Below are 17611 nucleotides of genomic sequence, written 5' to 3' on the forward strand. Positions count from 1 at the left end.
ACGGCGGCTGACTGTTGGCTGTTTGCGAATGAATGGCGTGGATGGCATCGACCGTTGTCAGGCCCGATTTCCTTGCCTGGTCCGTACTACAGAGACGCCCGATGAGTGATCCCGCTGCAAATCTGTCAATCGAGCGCCCACGCAAGATCATCCACATCGACATGGACGCCTTTTATGCGTCCGTCGAGCAGCGCGACAACCCTGACCTTCGCGGTCGTCCCGTCGCAGTCGGTGGTTCGGAGGCGCGCGGCGTGGTGGCGGCGGCCAGCTACGAGGCCCGTAAGTTCGGCGTCCATTCTGCAATGCCTTCAGTGACGGCAAAGCGCAAATGCCCCGACCTGATTTTCGTGAAGCCGCGCTTTGACGTCTACAAGGCTGTTTCAGCTCAGATCAGGGAAATCTTCGCCGAATACACCCCAATGATCGAACCGCTGTCGCTCGACGAGGCCTATCTTGATGTCACCGAGAACCTGAAGGGCATGGAGATCGCGACCGAGATCGCGCTTGAAATCAGGGCCAAGATCAAGGCGACGACCAACCTCAACTCATCTGCAGGAATCTCCTACAACAAGTTCCTGGCCAAGATGGCGAGCGACCTCAACAAACCAAATGGCCAGGCCGTCATTACGCCGAAGAATGGACCAGCCTTTGTGGCTGCGCTCCCTGTCGAGAAGTTTCACGGCATCGGCCCAGCGACTGCGGAGAAGATGCATCGTTTCGGTATCGAAACTGGAGCCGATCTAAGAGAGAGGGATCTCGAGTTTCTGGTTCGGCATTTCGGCAAGTCCGGGCCGTATTTTTACGGCATCGCGCGTGGGATCGATGATCGTCAGGTAAAGCCAAACAGGGTCCGAAAATCTATCGGAGCGGAAGACACGTTCACTGTGGATATTCACACCTACGAGCCTGCCCTGGAAGGATTGAAGCCCCTGATTGAGAAGGTCTGGCAGTACTGCGAGGCAAATCGGATTACCGGCAAGACCGTGACGCTCAAGGTTAAGTACGCCGACTTCATGCAGATCACCCGCGCAAGGACGATTGGCCATGGTTTCCGATCGAAAGAGGAAATCGAGGAATCCATTTGCGTGCTGCTGGGAGCCGTCTTTCCTATCAGGAAGGGAATACGGCTGCTCGGCGTGACAATCTCCTCGCTCGAGCATCTGGCCGACACGTGCGTTGAACAGCTGGCCCTGCGTCTATGATGCGCAGCGGCTTGAAAATCAGTTTCGCCCCCGCGGCGCTACCACGCGGTACGAGCCGTACCCAACGCGAACGAATTCATCGACTGTACGTGGGCGACGTGCGGTTTCACCGTCACAACGCAGTTCCCCGGGTAGCTAAGCTTATGCTGGGCAAGGTGTTTCAGCAATTCCACGACATTACGCTTCTCAGTAAGCGGAAACGAAAAAGTCATCCAAATTCCTCCATACGGCACGTTTCGGGCGCCATTTAGGACTTGGTTTCTTTCGCTCTGCAACATGAAATGTTTAGTAATAAAATTAAAATCGATTAGTTTTTTCGCTCAATTTTTTAAAATCGATTTAAAATCGTCTAGCGCCTGGCTCATCGTCCACACCACGGTCGCGGCGTCTGTGGGCACTTCGTTTCACTACAGGCGAAGGGTACAGCGAGCCCTCGCCTAGTGCGATCTCGATGTCTCTTTTGAGATTGGTTGCTGTTTCCATCGCTCACCAGTGCCGATTGATGGAGTTTAGCCAGCTAAGGGATGCTTTCAGCGGCAGATCGACTTATAGTCAGTCATGTGTAAGCAGCGCGCATCCAACCACAATGCGGACGCTGAACGAATTTGGCCCCTCTCGCTACGCAGGCTGGAAAGGCCCTGACGCCTCCCTCGAGTGGAGTTTCATCGCGCTCATCAAATCGAAAAGAAAAAAAGGGGCCACGCAAAAATACCGTGGCCCATAAGTTGTGAAGGTCGAAAACCTCCAGAGGGGAACAGCTGCTGCGCGGAACTGGGAGGAGAAGCCGCTATATGCATCAGCTGTCACCGTTATGATCGTTTTTTGACCAATTGGAAAACATTTTTTGTGCAATGCAGCCATGCAAATGTGGATACTTGCAGCAAACCGCGCCGGTACCTCCGCGCTGTTCCTCCATTGGTCGTTCCGTTTCGCTGAGTTCAGCGCCTTAATGACCGGGCCTTTGTCCGACACAACTTCGTTTCGACGCCTAGCCGCTTCGTGGTGCCTTGAAAGTCCGGGCCAAATGGCTGACCTTCGGTCCCCAGAAAAGCGAGGCGACTAGCGCATGTGTAATCTCTACCGGATGGATGATCGCGACTGGGTCAACAAATGGGCGCAGGACGTTGAGAGCCTGATCAACCTGATGCCCGCCTATCAGATCAACCCGGATCAATGGGCACCCGTCATCCGAAACACCTCCGACGGTAGGAAACAGCTCGCGAACTGCCGATGGGGCCTGCCCTCTCCGATCTACTTGCAGAGGAAGGCAGCCGAAACCCGCGCTGAAAAGCTTCGAAATAAGGGCCTTCCAGTGGACATGGACGAACTCTTACGGATGGAGCCGGACGGCGGCGTTACCAACATTCGCAACTTGACTTTACCCCATTGGAAACGATGGTTCGGCCTTGAACACCGATGTCTCGTGCCCGTGACGGCCTTTGCTGAGCCAGACCCGGCAAGCAAGGAAGAAGGCGGCAGGACACCAAACGCGTGGTTTTCTGCAAGACCCGACAAGGCGGTCATGTTCTTCGCTGGCCTCTGGGTGAGACAATGGAAGAGCGTCCGCAAGGTCAAGGATGGGCTGACGACGGATGATCTCTACGCAATTCTGACAACCGAGCCGAACGACATCGTCCGGAATGTGCACGAGAAGGCGATGCCGGTCCTTCTGCAGACTGCTGAGGAGATCGAAATCTGGATGCGCGCACACTGGGAGGAAGCCAGACACCTGGCCCGGCCGCTACCAAACGACCGCATCGTGATCACGTCACGGGAGCCCTACGGGTCCACGATTGTAAACAAGGCTGGCGAGCCGCTTCCCGAACCGATGGTGCTTTAGAAGAACTCCGATCTCGGGAGACAGTGACCACTTCATAAAGTGTTGGAGCGCGTCTCATATGCAGGTGCTGCGCAAGTTAGATTAGGAAGTAGAACCAACGTCTAATTGTCCCGCGCCGAAAATGGAGCAGGAATACCACCTGGTCCGTGCGCTAGGGAGCGGACACGCGGACATCGATCTCGATAAGTTGTCGTCGGCAACACACTGCCGACGAGAATACTAACGCTCTGGGAGGAGCCGATGAGTGCATCAGCATTTGCGCGGCATGCCAACTTAATCCAAGAGGCGATCGGCTCGAACGCGGCGGCTAGGTCCGCACTTGTCGCATCCTGGTGCAGATCGGCAGACCTTCACCGGCTCGACCCCGCCGAAAGCAATCGAACGAAACGACTGACGGATTCGGAGTTGCGCTTTGCTCGCCAGAAAATCGAACCGCTGATCCGGGCCGCCTCCATTAGCCTTGATCGACTGTACCGCGCGGTTGGGGGCATTGGCTGCTGTGTTCTTCTCGCCGACCGCGACGGCATCCCGGTTGAGCGGCGTGGCGCCATCGCCGACGACGAGACATTCAGGGAATGGGGGCTTTGGACGGGAACTGTCTGGAGCGAAGAAAGCGAGGGGACAAACGGAATCGGCACATGCTTAGTAGAGCAGCGCGCTTTGACCATCCACCGAGATCAACATTTTTACTCCCGCAATACGCTTCTGTCCTGCACGACCGCGCCGATTTTCGATCACGAGGGTAAGCTCGCCGCCGCGTTGGACGTGTCCTCTTGCCGCGCGGATTTGACGGAGGGCTTCGTCAATTTAATCACAATGGCCGTTGGCGACGCGGCGCGAAGGATCGAGGCGGAGAACTTCCGTATCGCCTTTCCTGAAGCACGCATCATTGTCGCTTCGACAAACGAAAAGATGCCAAACCCTCTTCTCGCCGTCGACAGCAATGATTTGGTGATCGGCGCGACCCGATCTGCGCGCATCGCATTCGAAATCACGTCGGAATCGCTGATGAGGTCCCTTCCAGCCGCTGATCTTCTGGGAGATGAACCTGGCTATGCCGGAAATTTGCGGCAGGCCGAGCGCACCGTCCTGGAGCGCACGCTCGCCAGTACCGGCGGCAATGTAACGGCGGCGGCCGAAATCCTCGGGATTTCACGGGCCACGCTTTACCGAAAGCTCGGCAAATTTGGTCTGCGGGGCGCCCAATAGGAATTTTGCAGGGCACAGTGTCTCAACCTTGAGACACTGTGCCCTGCCGAACTGCCGCGCGCGGGCTGACATTCCGTCGAAAGCGAAAAACACTCCCTCAAGCGTCGCGCAGGGCGGCGCGTTTTGGGAGGAAAGCATGAACAAGGTCGAATTCCATCGCACGGCCAAGGTGCCGTTTGCCAAGAAGTACGACAATTTCATCGGCGGCAAGTGGACGCCCGCGAAATCAGGCAGGTACTTCGACAACACCTCTCCGGTCAACGGCCGGGTCCTTTGCGAGATCGCCCGTTCGGAAGCTGTGGACGTCGAGGCCGCTCTTGACGCGGCCCATGGCGCCAAGGACGCCTGGGGCAAAACCAGCGCCGCAGAGCGGGCGCGACTGCTCAACCGCATAGCCGACAAAATGGAAGAGAACCTCGGCACACTGGCGCTCGCGGAAACCTGGGACAACGGCAAGCCGATCCGTGAGTCAACCGCGGCCGACATTCCGCTCGCCATCGATCATTTCCGCTATTTCGCCGGAGCCATCCGCGCGCAGGAAGGTTCAATCGCCCAGATCGACGACGATACGGTCGCCTACCATTTCCACGAGCCTCTGGGGGTCGTCGGCCAGATCATTCCCTGGAACTTTCCGATCCTGATGGCCGTGTGGAAGCTGGCACCTGCACTGGCTGCGGGCAATTGCGTCGTGCTCAAACCTGCCGAACAGACGCCGGCATCGATCCATGTGCTGCTCGAGCTGATCAGCGACATCCTGCCGCCAGGTGTTCTCAACGTCGTCAATGGATTTGGCCTCGAGGCAGGCAAGCCGCTCGCCTCGAACCCGAGGATCGCCAAGATTGCGTTTACCGGGGAGACGACCACCGGACGCTTGATCATGCAGTACGCCTCGCAGAACCTGATCCCCGTCACGCTGGAGCTCGGCGGGAAGAGCCCGAACATCTTCTTCTCGGATGTGGCAGACGAAGACGACGATTTCTTCGATAAGGCAATTGAAGGCTTCGTCATGTTCGCCCTTAATCAGGGCGAGGTCTGCACGTGCCCCAGCCGCGCCTTGGTTCACGAGAAGATTTATGACCGCTTCTTGGAAAGGGCATTGAAAAGGGTCGAAGCGATTGTTCAAGGTGATCCGCTCAACCCTGCGACCATGATCGGAGCCCAGGCCTCCAGCGAGCAGTTGGAGAAAATTCTCGCCTACCTCGACATCGGAAAGAAGGAAGGCGCTGAGGTCCTGATCGGGGGTGAGCGCAACGAACTCGCCGGAGACCTCGCCGGCGGTTTCTACGTCAAACCGACTGTCTTCAGGGGCACGAACAAAATGCGCGTCTTTCAGGAGGAGATCTTCGGGCCCGTGGTTTCCGTCGCAACGTTCAAGGACGATACCGAGGCCCTTTCAATCGCAAACGACACCTTGTACGGCCTCGGTGCCGGCGTGTGGACCCGAGACGGCACGCGCGCCTATCGGTTTGGCCGCGCAATCCAGGCAGGCCGCGTCTGGACCAATTGCTATCATGCCTATCCCGCGCACGCGGCCTTCGGCGGCTACAAACAGTCCGGCATCGGGCGCGAGACCCATAAGATGATGCTCGACCACTACCAGCAGACGAAGAACATGTTGGTGAGCTACAGCCCGAAAAAGCTTGGCTTCTTCTGATAACCTCCCAAGCGCATGCGGTGTGGCCATCCGGCCACACCGCCCCATCCCCGGAGGTCACCATGCAGGACAAGGTCTTTCTCGGAAGAGTAAGGGCGACGCCGGCGGCGATAACGCTTCTGGACGAAATCATCACCGACCATGGCCCCGTCCTGTTTCACCAGTCAGGTGGTTGTTGCGACGGATCTTCGCCCATGTGTTATCCCCGCGATGATTTCATGGTCGGCGATCACGATGTCCTTCTCGGCACCGTTGGTGACACGCCGGTCTACATCAGCGCATCCCAATACGAGGCCTGGAAGCACACTGAATTGACCATCGACGTCGTCCCGGGCCGGGGCGGGATGTTCTCCCTCGACAATGGCCGCGAGCAGCGCTTCCYGATCCGCTCCGCGATTTGCGAGGTGTCATCCCAACCGCTTCCGTAGAGACCACGGGCTCCGAATTGCGATGCTTCAGCTGCTGAGCCGGATCAAAGGCATCACCGGACAAATGGCAGGTAGGCTTCCGCGGGGCGGCAACACAGTGGTGCACCAGGGCCTTGCGATCACACGTGCAGGTTACGATTGAAGTCGTTCTTGAAGAAGGAGGTGGCCAATCGACGACCTCGATGTGGAACAATTGCCACACTGGCGCACGAACACCGTCTGCCGCAGGAAGAATGGCGAGCGTTTGCTTTTCCTTTTTTAGGAATGTCCCATAGCCTGCATGTGCCCAAATGGGCGGAAACGTCGCCAATGCCTGTCGAAGGCAATAGCAGAGCATTGGCGGCGTTTCATTCGGTTGGCATTCTGTTCGCATTTGAGCGGTTTCGACCGGCGCGGATCCTATTTTCGCAGAGTCGCCAGATAGTGCTCGAGTGCCTTGATCGCCTTGTCGCGGTCCGCGCCTTTCAGCGCCGAGCCGATATCCCACTGCAGGTCGCCCTCGCTGTTCGAAAACATATCCTTCGTTGCTTCTTGGGCGGTTCGAGCGCCGATCACACGATAGGTCTTGATGGGATAGGCGAAGCCCTTGACGGTCAACGGAGGCAGTTCCTCGGCCTCGATTTCGTCCTTGACCAAAGCGTAGGTCTCGCCCGCCAGCAATATGCCGCCGAGGTCGGCATGGCTCTGCAGTCTCGAAGCGAGGTTCACCTCGCCGCCGATGATGGTATAGTCCATCCGATCCTCGCTGCCGAAATTGCCCACGGTGCAATAGCCTGTATTGATGCCGATGCGCAGATGGAACGGCAGGGCAAAGCCGGCTCCTGCCCATTCCCCGCGCAACTCCTGCATCCTGTTCTGCATGGCGATCGCCATTCTGACGCAGGCGACAGCGTCTTCCCTGGTGCCCCTTGTTTCGGGATCGCCGAAGAACACCAGGATTGCATCGCCGATGAACTTGTCGATTGTCGCGCCGTATGTCAGAGCCAGCTTCGCCATCTCGGTCAGATAGTGATTGAGCAGATCAGTCAGTTCTTCGGACTCGAGCTTGTCGGTCGTCGCCGTGAAGTCGGCGATGTCGGAGAAGAAGACTGTCAGCTTCTTGCGGGTGGACGAAATCTCGACGTTCTGCTTACCGGAGAAGATCGAGGCGAAGACCTGTGGCGAGAGATATTTCGACAGCTTGCTCGAGACCGCTTCCAGCGCCCGATTCTGCTCGCCGATCCGTCTGCTCGCTTCCTCCGCTTCGCTCTTGGCAGCTTCCGTGGCCGTGTGCAGTCGCGCGTTTTCCAGCGCAATCGAGGCAAGTTGCCCGAAACGCTTGAGAAGCTCGACCTCTTCGGTGCCGAACTCGAGGGCCGAGGCGTCGTCGTAGGCGATGCCGAGGACGCCGACCACCCTGTTGTCGGATTTGAGTGGCACGGCCATGATCGCCCTGATTGTCACATCGAGCTGGGCGGCGGCCGCCGCCCTCCCCGGCCAGGTCGGGTATTCGTTGATGACAAGCGCCTCGCGCGTATGCCAGACCGTCCCTGCCACGCCTTCCTTGCTCTCCAGTTGCTGACCCGCGGCCTGTCCCGCATAGACACCGACGCCGACCATGCGCTGAAGCGTCTCTCCGGCTTCGTCGACAAGATAGACGTATCCATGTTGAGTGCCGAGCAGACCTGCGGCGCGCATCGTCAAATCCGACAGGAGTCCGGTCAGGTCCAATCTCGCAATCAGGCCGAGCGACGTATCGTGAAGGGCGCCCAGATATTCGCTCTGCCGGCGAAACTGCAATGCCAGCTGCTCCTGTTCCCTGCGGCGGTTCTCGAGGTCGCCGAGATTGGAGCCCAACTGCGCCGTCATGTCGTTGAACGTTGTCGCCAGCGTGCCGATCTCATCGCCCGATTCCACCTTCGCGCGCGCGGCAAGATCGCCTTGGCGAACCCGGTCGGCTACGCCCGTCAAGCGCTGGATCGGCCCGGCGATGCTTTCCCGGAAGATCAGCCCCAGGATCAGCCCGAGAATGGCGGCGGCCACACCGCCCAGGAGGATAACGCGCTGGGCCTTCTGGAGCTGGTCGCGGCCGCCACCGAGATCCGCCTGCAGCCGTTGTTGCTCCTCATTGGCGATCTCGTCCAGAATTCCAAGCATGCCTTCGGCAAGGGGCACGGCCTGCGTGCGGAAGATATAGAGATCCTCACGTGCGTGTTCGCCTTCGACTGCTGTAAACATCTGCGCGGGAAACTGCAGGAAGACTGCCCGAGTCTTCGACAGCTTGGCGATCAATATTTCCTGGTTCGGCGTCAGCGCGACGGTTGCGTCGGTGATGCTCTTCCAGGCTGCATCGTTGATGGTGAGGTTAGCCTCGTATTCGTATTTGAAGCCGTCTCGCCTGGTGGTCACATAGCCCCGCAGCCCTGCGACCATCGCATAGAAGGAGCTCTGGAAGGACGCGAGGTCGGCCAGATAGGCCATGTTCTCGGGCGTCGCGTCTCGCTTCTGCTGCGCCAGGATCAGTGCCGTTGCCGTCCCGACAATCGTGGCGATCATCGGGTTTGCATCCGTCACCAGCAGCTTGAGGGCGGGTTCGCGTCGAAGCTGGTCATTGCGTAACTCGAAGAGCTGATCCGTCAGCGGCTGCCAGGAGGCAAGCTTTTCGTGGAGCTCCACCATCCGCTGTTCGACGTCTGCGGCCGGGTCGGGCCGCGGAGCTGTTCTCTCCTGGAGCAGACGTTCAAGCGACTGCATGTCCCCGAGAAATGCGGCTTTCGCCGAAGCGTAATTGTCGCGGTAGCTCTCCTCGCCGAGCGCAAGATAGCCGCGAACGGCGCTCAGCATCCGTAGCAAGTCGGCTTGTGCCCGCGCCGAGGCGACCGCGCTCGGGGCGCTCAGGTTGGTCGTTCTGTTGATGCTTCTGACTGCATCGAGGCTGCCCAGATAGTTCAAGCCGACAACGAGCAGCGTCAGCGCCGCCAGAATGCCAAATCCGACCGTGAGCTTGCCGCCGATGTTCAGGTTTCTGAGAACGGGTGAAGCTGCGCGGACGAGCGCATACAGTGGGGCGACATAGAATGGGCGATTTCTTGCGACCACAGGCTCCTCGTGCTCCATGCCTTCAGCTTCGGCCCCTCATGGCTTGCGCCGCCAGTCCGCGATGTTCCACGTCTCGGAATCCCATGGCGTGGGATTGAATCCGACGATATCGTTGCGAAGGCCGGGGACGTTTGCCCACTCGACAATGGGAATGACCGCGGAGTGAGCAATCAGCAAGTCGTTCATCGCCACGAACAGGCCAATCCGCTTTTCCGGATCGATCTCCGTTTCCGATGCGTGGAACAGCGCATCGTACTTGTCGCTGCAATAGCGGGACTCGTTCAGCCCCGACCAGTTGTTGCTTTTCTGAGCGGCCTGCGCGCAGGTCCACTTGACCATATAGCTTCCCGGATCGGGGCTCTTGTTGCCGGTCGCGAATTCCTCAAGATCCGCGTAAAAATGCTGGCTGGTATTAAGGATATCCGGTGAAGGCGAGAAGAAGACACTCGAATCGATCTGCTTGTCCTCGACCCTGATGCCGATCGCCGCCAGATCGGCGCCGATGATCGCCTGGGTCTTCTGGCGGACCGGGTTGACCGAGGTCTGGAAAAGAAGGGTCAAGGGAACGCCGTTCCTGTCGCGGATGCCGTCGCCGTTCGTGTCGCGCCAGCCTGCCTCGTCCAAAAGCGCGCGAGCCTTGTCGGGATCGAATTCCCAGGTGGTGTTGGGAGAATTATAGAGAACGGGGGCGACCAGGAGGTTTGCCGTTGGCCGGCCAGTCCTCCCGTAAAGCGCGGCGATCTTGTTGCGGTCGACAGCTTTCGCCAAGGCGAGCCTCACCTTGGCATCGGCAAGGATCGGGTTGGGGAACTGCAGGCTCGCGCGCTCGCCATCCGATGTCTCACGGTTCGGATCGGTGAAATTCAGCATGAGGCGCTCGACGTAGGAGCTAAAGTAGAGCGCCACCTTGCCTATCTGCTTCGCCTCAAGCTCCTGCAATTCGGCATCGCCGATCTGCAGGTTCCACGCGTAGTCGACGACGCCGGTGCCGAGCACGGCCTTGGCGGCCGTCTTCGCATCGCCGCCACCCTGCAAGGTCACTTCGTCAAATCCCAAACGCGCCCGGTCGCGGTATTCAGGATTGGGCTCGTAGATGATCTTGACGGTGTTGACGACATCGTCGCCGATCAGCAGGACGTCCTCCGTACGGAACTCCTTGAGGCGATACGGCCCGGTCCCGACGGGGGCCAGGTTGGGAGGCGCGTCGACCGCGGCCTTGTTGTTGTAGGGAGCAAATATATGCTCTGGCAGGATTGTTCCCTGTATACCGACGAAGGGGAGCGCCCAGGCGGGATCAACATCCTTGAACGTTACCTTGACGGTCAGGTCGTCGAGTGCTTCGACCTTGTCGACCGACTTGTAGGTTCCGATACTTGAAGAGCCCACATCCGGATTGGTGATGTAGGCATAGGTGAACACAACGTCCTTGGCGGTGAAGGGGACGCCGTCCGACCATTTGACGTTCGGCTTCAGCTTCCAGGTGACCGACCGCCCGTCGCCCGCGACCTGGCCGTTCGTCAAGGAGGGAATTTCCTCAGCTAGAAACGGTACCAGATGTCCCTCGGCGTCGAAACTCGCCAGCGGTTCATAGACCACGCGGCTCGCAGTCTGATCCTTCACGCCGGGGGCAAGATGCGGGTTGAGGATGCTGGGTGCCTGCCAGAAGAGTAGCCTCAGTGTGCGATCAGCCGAATGGGCAGGGTGTGAGACAACCGCAAACAGCAGGGTTATCACCAGAACGAAAAAGCGTTGCGCTCTACCCATATTTGCACGTGCCTCCGTCATTTGCGATGCCAACCGGCGATGTTCCATGTTTCGGAATCCCAAGGCGTCGGGTCGAAGCCCTCAAGGGAGTTGCTTATTCCGCTGACATCGGCCCAGTGAACCAGAGGAATTGCCGCGAAATCCGAAACGAGCAGATCGTCCATCTTCACGAAGATCTGCCGGCGCTTGGCCGGATCGACCTCGACGGCCGACGCCCGATAGAGCGTGTCGTAATCCTTGTTGCAGTAGCGGGCCCAGTTTGACCCGGACCAGTTATTGGCCTTTTGCGCCGCTTCGCCGCAGGTCCAACCGATCATATAGCTGCCGGGATCGGGGCTCTTGTTGCCGTAGGCATATTCTTCCATGTCGGCGTAGAAATGCCGCCGAGAGTTGGTGCTGTCGGGCCCGGAGCCCAGAAAGATGCTGGAGTCGATCATCTTGTTTTCGACCTTGACCCCGATCGCCTCCAGGTCTGCCTTGACGATCTCCTGGGTCTGCTGGCGAACGGAATTGACGGTTGTCTGAAACAGGAAACGCAGCGGCACGCCGTTCTTGTCGCGCACACCGTCGCCGTCGCTGTCTTTCCACCCTGCCGACTCGAGGATCGACTTGGCCTTGTCGGGATCGAACGCCCATTCGCTATTCGGCGAATTGAAGATTGCCGGGGCGACCAGAATGTTGCTGGTCGCACGGCCCGTGCGGCCATAGAGTGCCGCGATCTTCTGTCGGTCGATAGCAAGTGCGAGTGCGGCGCGTACATTGCTGTCGGACAATGTGGGATGCGGATATTGCAGACTCGACCGTTCCCCGTCGGCGGTTTCTCGGTTGGGGTCGGTGAAGTTCAGCATGATGCGCTCGACATAGGAGCCCCAGGAGACCGTCGCCTTGCCGACGCCGTCCTTTTCGAGCTCCTTGAGCACGACATCGTCGACCTGGAGGTTCCAGGCATAGTCGACCACGCCTTCCTTCAGCACCGCCTTGGCCGCGACCGAAGCGTCGCCGCCGCCCTGGAGCGTCACCGCATCGAAGGTCAGCTCATCCGCGTTGCGATAATAAGGATTGCGCTCGAAGATGGCCTTCACGGTGTTGACGACATCCTCACCTATGACAAGCACATCCTCTGTCTGAAACGCCTTCAGGCGGTACGGGCCTGTGCCTATGGGGGCCAGGTTCACGGCTGCCGTCACCGCATCCTTGTTGTTGTAAGGGGCAAACACATGCTCGGGCAGGATCATACCCTGCACGCCGACAAACGGCAGCGCCCAGGCCGGATTGACGTCCTTGAACGTGATCCGCACGGTGTCGTCGTCGACCGCAACGACCTTGTCGATTGTCTTGTAAGAGCCGACACTCGCCGAGCCGACATCCGGGTTTGTGATATAATTGTAGGTGAAGAGCACATCTTTGGCTGTGAAGGGCTGGCCGTCGGACCATTTGAGACCGTGCTTGAGCTTCCAGACGACTGAACGGCCGTCGGCACTCACGCCGCCATTCTCGAGCGTCGGAATGTCCGCGGCGAGGAAGGGAACGAGATGTCCCTCGCGGTCGAAGCTGGCGAGAGGCTCATAGACGATCCGGCTGGCTGTCTGGTCCTTGATGCCCGGAGCCAAGTGAGGATTGAGCGTGCTTGGAGCCTGCCATAACAGCAATTTCAACGTCTTGTCGGCCGACATGGCGTGTCGTGGGACAATCACGATCGACAGGAAGAGAATAGTCAGCAAAAGGAAGCGCGCTGTCTCCAGGAACGCTCCGCGTTGCAACCGGCACCGAGCTTCTCTCCGCATCGCACTCCCCCACGATGGTATTGCCCGACGGCGGCAGGACCCGCTGCGCGTCAGTATCCTAGAAGTCCATCAAATTCCTTGCATGCGTCTCGGCAAATCCATGTTGATCTCATCATGAACAGTTGGCAATACCCAGGGTGGTAGAGCGAGAAAGCCTAAAGCCTGTCGAAATTGGACGCTTTTCGACATTACTCGACGAACAGGATTGCCAGGCTGACAGAGGCTTCGCCTTATCCTAGCTGAGGCAGGCAAAGACTTCTGGGAAACGCGCGGCCCCGGGGAGCAGTGTCTGCAACGGGCCTGAGAGCGGTCAATGCGTGACGTGTCGTTCCGGCGCTCCAACCGCCATGCCCAGGTCGCGCCAGACACCACGTCGCCAATACCGCGCATTTTAGCAATCTGACATACGAACAGATAAACCCTAGCGTGTTAAACTCTGGAAGACTTTAGGAGTGAGACATGAAGTTTCCAATGGTGGTAGCTTTGAGTTCGGCAGCGGCATTCCTGGGAACCGGCGGCTACGCCGTGTTGCCCAAATTTGTGACCGCTCCGATCCAGCGTTCGTTTGCTGCACCGACGCAGCCGATGATCATAGACAACGGAGTGATCGTGCAACGAGGCACGGCCTGCAACATCAAGGGCAACGTCAGCATCGAATCTGGCGACCGCATCTATCACGTACCGGGCCAGCACTATTACGAGGCCACAAAGATATTGCCGCAATATGGCGAGCGCTGGTTCTGTTCCGAGCAAGAAGCGCGTGAAGCTGGTTGGCGAAAGGCCAAATACTAATCCCGCCGAGTGAAAATTCGTTGCTACTTGGAAATTGACCTCGACCCCCGCGTCTTCGCCGATGGTGCGTTTCCCTCACTCGCAAGCGGAGCGATGGATCCTATAGAAATGAACGTCAGCGCTGTCACTGTTAGATCATTGTTCCAGTCGTGACGGCTTTTGCGCCACGTGAAGACCATGTTGATCTGGAAGCATGTTGCTGGCATAGAAGCCGATACGGGAATGGTGTCTCCCTATAACCGCGCTGTTGCTGATGACGCCTGCTGATCAACGCCCCATTTGGGCGAGCAGGAGGCGTGCGTGGGATATCTCATTGTATTTATCGGATCAGGGCTCGGCGGCATGCTTCGCTACGCAGTGGGCATGCTTTCAATTCGTGTCTTCGGGACGAATTTTCCTTACGGAACGCTCGGCATAAATGTTTTGGGCTCTGCCTTCATGGGCATTGTCGTGGGTGTTTTCACAACGTCCAACTTAACGTCGCAGGACACCAAGTTGTTTTTGACCACTGGCGTCATTGGTGGTTTCACCACGTTTTCGACGTTCTCACTTGATGCAGCGGTCCTGTGGGAGCGCGGCCAGCATTTGGCTGCTGCGGCGTATGTCGTGGGAAGTGTCATTGTATCGCTTATGGCTCTGATACTGACCATGATGGTCGTCCGGCGACATCTATGAAGGTCGGCCTTTGGGGCCAATGAACGAACCCGCTGCGCGGGATGGCGCGTGGGTTGAGGTAGAGGGCACGAGGCGGGCGTCGGCAGCCCGATGTCGGGAAATACTTTGAGGAAATTCGGCACTTTGCCAAGGACCATTCTATGTCCTGATGAGTGTTGGCCAGCGCGTCGGGTCGCCTCGCTTCACCTTGAGCCGGGCGGGCGGTTAATCCGACGCATGCTGGACGTTCGGCCGCACTCGGCCGAACGCACGCGCCGACGCCTCCCTTCGGAAGTTCGAAATCTTTGGTTTCAGTCCCATCATTTCAGCTATAAAATGGGAGACATCGCTCAAAGGGAATTCAAGACCCATGCCCACAGAGAAGGAGGGCCGTGCGCCTGTTGCGCTGGAACAGCGCGACGTAAGCGCCGACCAGCGCATGTTCTCGCCTTCCGTAGCGCGAAATTCGGCGCCGATCCTCGCGGTCCTAAAACGTGTCCTTCCAACACATGGCACCGTGCTGGAGATTGGTTGCGGGACCGGCGAGCACGCTGTGTGTTTTGCGGGAGCAATGCCCAACCTCACCTGGCAGCCGAGCGATCCGGATGCCGACGCCCGCGCCAGCACGTCGAGCTGGATCAAATTCGCAGGGCTGAAGAATGTGCTGGCACCGCGGGATATTGATGTGTGCTCAGGACAATGGGGCGTCGAACAAACGGGGCATTTTGACGCCATCGTGTCGATCAATATGATCCATATTGCGCCATGGGCGGCAAGCTTAGGATTGTTCGCAGGAGCTGGCCGCTTGCTTCGTGCTGGTGGGCTTCTTGTTCTCTACGGTCCATTCATGCGCGACGGCGCACACAACGCCCCCTCCAATGCTGCTTTCGACGCGGCTCTAAAGGAGCGAAACCAATCCTGGGGTGTGCGTGATATCGCTGATCTTGAACAAGTGGGTGAGGCCGCTGGACTTAATCTCCGCGAGACGATCGAGATGCCTACCAGCAATATGTTGCTGGTTTTCTCCACCGGCAGTGCCTGAACGACAATCGTCACAGACCCGGAGATGGCCGGACCGCAAAGGTGCCAACGATGCTGCCCCTGCGACAAGAAATGGGAGGACGCGTCATGTCCACGCTCCTCTCTAGCAAGAATGGTGTGTTGCGTTCATCCCTTAAGCCCACCTCCGATAGCGGTTATCTACAGGCTCGCAGGAGGTGCATCCTCCAAGCGGCAATCGCAGAGGTTATTCAACGCCACCACTGAAGCGGTAACGGTTTCCGGGATTTGCTGCCACGCTCGAGGCACTGCAGCTAGAAATCACAACGTCGGATACACTCGCCGCTGCTCGATGCTCAATATTATCAGTGGGCGTCCAACTGCCCAAAACGTCGCCACACGTCTCCATTCTCCACACTCAAAAAACGTCGGTTGCCGAGACAAAGGCTAGTTTTCAACGTATTGCGAGGGAAAGATAATGTCCTGATCGACCAGAACATTGAATTTATAGCCAGGCCTGATCCGAACTGTCGGCTGAACGTTCAGATTCTTGGAAATGGTTTGCTCGGCCACCCGACCGAAGGTTTCCGCAAAGTTTCGTCGCACAGCATCGGAGGCAGTGTCCTGTGTCGCAAGCGTTGAACTCTCGGGTATCGCCATATCGATCCCGGTCCCTAGCAGAGCGATAAGAACCGCCGACCCAAAGGTAGGCCATAGGTGACGATCGGTTTTGTCTTTGAACCCGCCGTATCCCTCCGCGTCCGTGCCCGCCATGCCGCCGAGCTGCAGCGTTGACCCATTCGGAAAACTGATGTCGGTCCACACAACGAGGACGCGTTGCTGGCCGAACGAGACCTTGGAATCGTAGCGTCCGAACAGCTTGGCGCCTTGCGGGATGAGAAGGCGGTAGCCGGTTGCGCTGTCGTAGACATTTGCGCTGACCTGAGCAATTGCCCTCCCGGGCAGGTCGGAATTGAGACCGGTGATGAGAGTTGCCGGTATCACAGAACCGCGCTTCAGCTCATATGGCGAGAGCTGCGGCACGACCTGCTTTGAGAGGTAACCAAGGTCCTTGATGTCCTGATTGAAAAAAGCCTCCTTCGAGACCTGACCGCTCGCATCAAAATTCTGGCTGATCAGGCCCGACTTCATCGCCGTCGCGTAAAGATCGGATGCGCCACTTGTGCCGTCGTTAAGGCTCTGCGGATCACCGGTTTTGGTGCCTGTGGAAGTTTGCCCGGCATCGGAAATATCCACTTTCAACGGAGAGTCATAGGCGGTCACGCGAGCCTGGAGGCGTGCCATACGCTGTCTTTGTGCCTCGCGCAAGAACTGTTCGTCCTGTTCGCGCTTTAGCCGCGTCCTCCACTCCTCCTCAGATTCAAGTCGAAGTCGCTGCTCTTGTCGGTCAATCGGTTCGTGTTCGGCAACCGGCTGCTTGACGGGCTCCTTCTCGATTGCCCGCGGCGTTGGCTGGAATATTTCCTGCCTTTCCGGCTCGCCGATGATGCCGTCGGAAATACCTTTCTTCAGCTGGTCTCCGAAATTCGTTGCCGGCGTGTTCGACGTGGTGTCGAAATCACTCCCACCATTGAATGTTGCCCCACGCCAGGAAAGTCCGACCACCACGACACCGAGGAACAGCACGGTGATGACAATGGCAATGACGATCGGCAGGCGATTGAGGCGGCGCATAGCTCGCTGATCGACCGCCTGGCTCGTGGCGCCAAGCTGAAGCGACTGGACCATTGTTGTCTCTCTTACTGTCGTTGCATGATGGAGAGCGGACTTGCGGGCGTGGCGCCCGCGGGTGTCGTCGCATAAGCGCGGCCAAGCGCGATCGACGGTGTCATCAGGCGTGCAAGGACCTCACCATTGAGGCTATCGATCGAGTAGGTGAGTTGGATTGGCTTTTGGTTCTTGCCGACTCTCCCGTCCGTGATGACGACAAAACCCCATCCCCTCAGTGCTGCCTCAAGCGCGCTTGCATAGTCCGAGCCGTCCGCATCCATCTTGATGGGTGTCCTCACCGGTCTGTCGATCTGTTCGGCAAACTGGCTTGCCATATCGCCTGCGATGGCACTCGCGGCGACTGACCCGACGGCGGCTCCCGGTGCCGAATGGGTGTCAATCGGTCCGCCAGGCGCCTGGCATCCAGAAAAGAGGCTGCACGTGATAAGCAAGCAGGGGGCCAATTTGTGCATTGA

At 58.4% G+C, this 17611-nt stretch carries 13 protein-coding genes and 1 riboswitch; of the genes, 8 read left to right on the plus strand and 5 right to left on the minus strand.

Annotated features, from left to right (window positions below):
• The first annotated feature begins 101 nt into the window (after positions 1-101).
• From dinB to AC1DE4_RS08325, 5 genes are all read left to right on the plus strand, one after another.
• Entirely contained in the window at positions 102-1202 is a 1101-nt protein-coding gene (gene dinB / locus AC1DE4_RS08305) for a DNA polymerase IV (RefSeq protein ID WP_477880914.1), read from the plus strand.
• A 1066-nt stretch (positions 1203-2268) separates the two neighbouring features.
• Positions 2269-3042 carry an SOS response-associated peptidase gene (locus AC1DE4_RS08310; RefSeq protein ID WP_477880916.1) on the plus strand — a complete coding sequence of 258 codons (774 nt, stop codon included), beginning with the start codon at positions 2269-2271 and terminating at the stop codon, positions 3040-3042.
• Positions 3043-3282: 240 nt separating this feature from the next.
• Positions 3283-4251: a helix-turn-helix domain-containing protein gene (locus tag AC1DE4_RS08315; protein ID WP_477880918.1), complete on the plus strand. Its 969-nt coding sequence runs from the start codon at positions 3283-3285 to the stop codon at positions 4249-4251.
• Positions 4252-4387: 136 nt separating this feature from the next.
• A complete protein-coding gene (adh, locus tag AC1DE4_RS08320; RefSeq protein ID WP_477880920.1) occupies positions 4388-5905 on the plus strand; it encodes an aldehyde dehydrogenase in 1518 nt (505 codons plus the stop codon).
• Between the two features lie 62 nt (positions 5906-5967).
• Positions 5968-6333 carry a DUF779 domain-containing protein gene (locus tag AC1DE4_RS08325; protein ID WP_477880922.1) on the plus strand — a complete coding sequence of 122 codons (366 nt, stop codon included), beginning with the start codon at positions 5968-5970 and terminating at the stop codon, positions 6331-6333.
• Between the two features lie 399 nt (positions 6334-6732).
• Here the strand turns inward: AC1DE4_RS08325 and AC1DE4_RS08330 are convergent, their stop codons facing one another.
• Genes AC1DE4_RS08330 through AC1DE4_RS08340 form a run of 3 tightly spaced genes read right to left on the minus strand, consistent with a single transcriptional unit; the run spans position 6733 to position 12959 of the window.
• Positions 6733-9429: an adenylate/guanylate cyclase domain-containing protein gene (locus AC1DE4_RS08330; protein ID WP_477880924.1), complete on the minus strand. Its 2697-nt coding sequence runs from the start codon at positions 9427-9429 to the stop codon at positions 6733-6735.
• Between the two features lie 18 nt (positions 9430-9447).
• On the minus strand, positions 9448-11175 hold the full coding sequence (locus AC1DE4_RS08335; RefSeq protein WP_037089536.1) for a peptide ABC transporter substrate-binding protein: 1728 nt from the start codon (positions 11173-11175) through the stop codon (positions 9448-9450).
• Between the two features lie 17 nt (positions 11176-11192).
• Complete coding sequence (locus AC1DE4_RS08340) at positions 11193-12959, minus strand: peptide ABC transporter substrate-binding protein (protein WP_192304542.1); 1767 nt, start codon at positions 12957-12959, stop codon at positions 11193-11195.
• Between the two features lie 459 nt (positions 12960-13418).
• Between AC1DE4_RS08340 and AC1DE4_RS08345 the strand changes: the two genes are divergently transcribed.
• From AC1DE4_RS08345 to AC1DE4_RS08355, 3 genes are all read left to right on the plus strand, one after another.
• Positions 13419-13751 carry a sunset domain-containing protein gene (locus AC1DE4_RS08345; RefSeq protein ID WP_018856417.1) on the plus strand — a complete coding sequence of 111 codons (333 nt, stop codon included), beginning with the start codon at positions 13419-13421 and terminating at the stop codon, positions 13749-13751.
• A gap of 209 nt (positions 13752-13960) precedes the next feature.
• Positions 13961-14021: riboswitch (Fluoride riboswitch) on the plus strand.
• A 30-nt stretch (positions 14022-14051) separates the two neighbouring features.
• Positions 14052-14426, plus strand: a complete 375-nt coding sequence (gene crcB / locus AC1DE4_RS08350; protein WP_477880927.1) for a fluoride efflux transporter CrcB — start codon at positions 14052-14054, stop codon at positions 14424-14426.
• 349 nt (positions 14427-14775) lie between these two features.
• Complete coding sequence (locus AC1DE4_RS08355) at positions 14776-15447, plus strand: DUF938 domain-containing protein (protein WP_477880929.1); 672 nt, start codon at positions 14776-14778, stop codon at positions 15445-15447.
• A gap of 404 nt (positions 15448-15851) precedes the next feature.
• Here AC1DE4_RS08355 and trbI read toward each other — a convergent pair whose 3' ends face one another.
• Both trbI and trbH read right to left on the minus strand, forming a co-directional pair.
• Positions 15852-17153 (minus strand): IncP-type conjugal transfer protein TrbI, encoded by a 1302-nt coding sequence (gene trbI, locus AC1DE4_RS08360; protein ID WP_477880931.1) that lies wholly within the window; start codon positions 17151-17153, stop codon positions 15852-15854.
• An 11-nt stretch (positions 17154-17164) separates the two neighbouring features.
• Positions 17165-17608, minus strand: a complete 444-nt coding sequence (gene trbH / locus AC1DE4_RS08365; protein WP_477880933.1) for a conjugal transfer protein TrbH — start codon at positions 17606-17608, stop codon at positions 17165-17167.
• Positions 17609-17611: the final 3 nt, after the last annotated feature.

It is taken from the genome of Rhizobium sp. 10N414, from assembly GCF_056394785.1.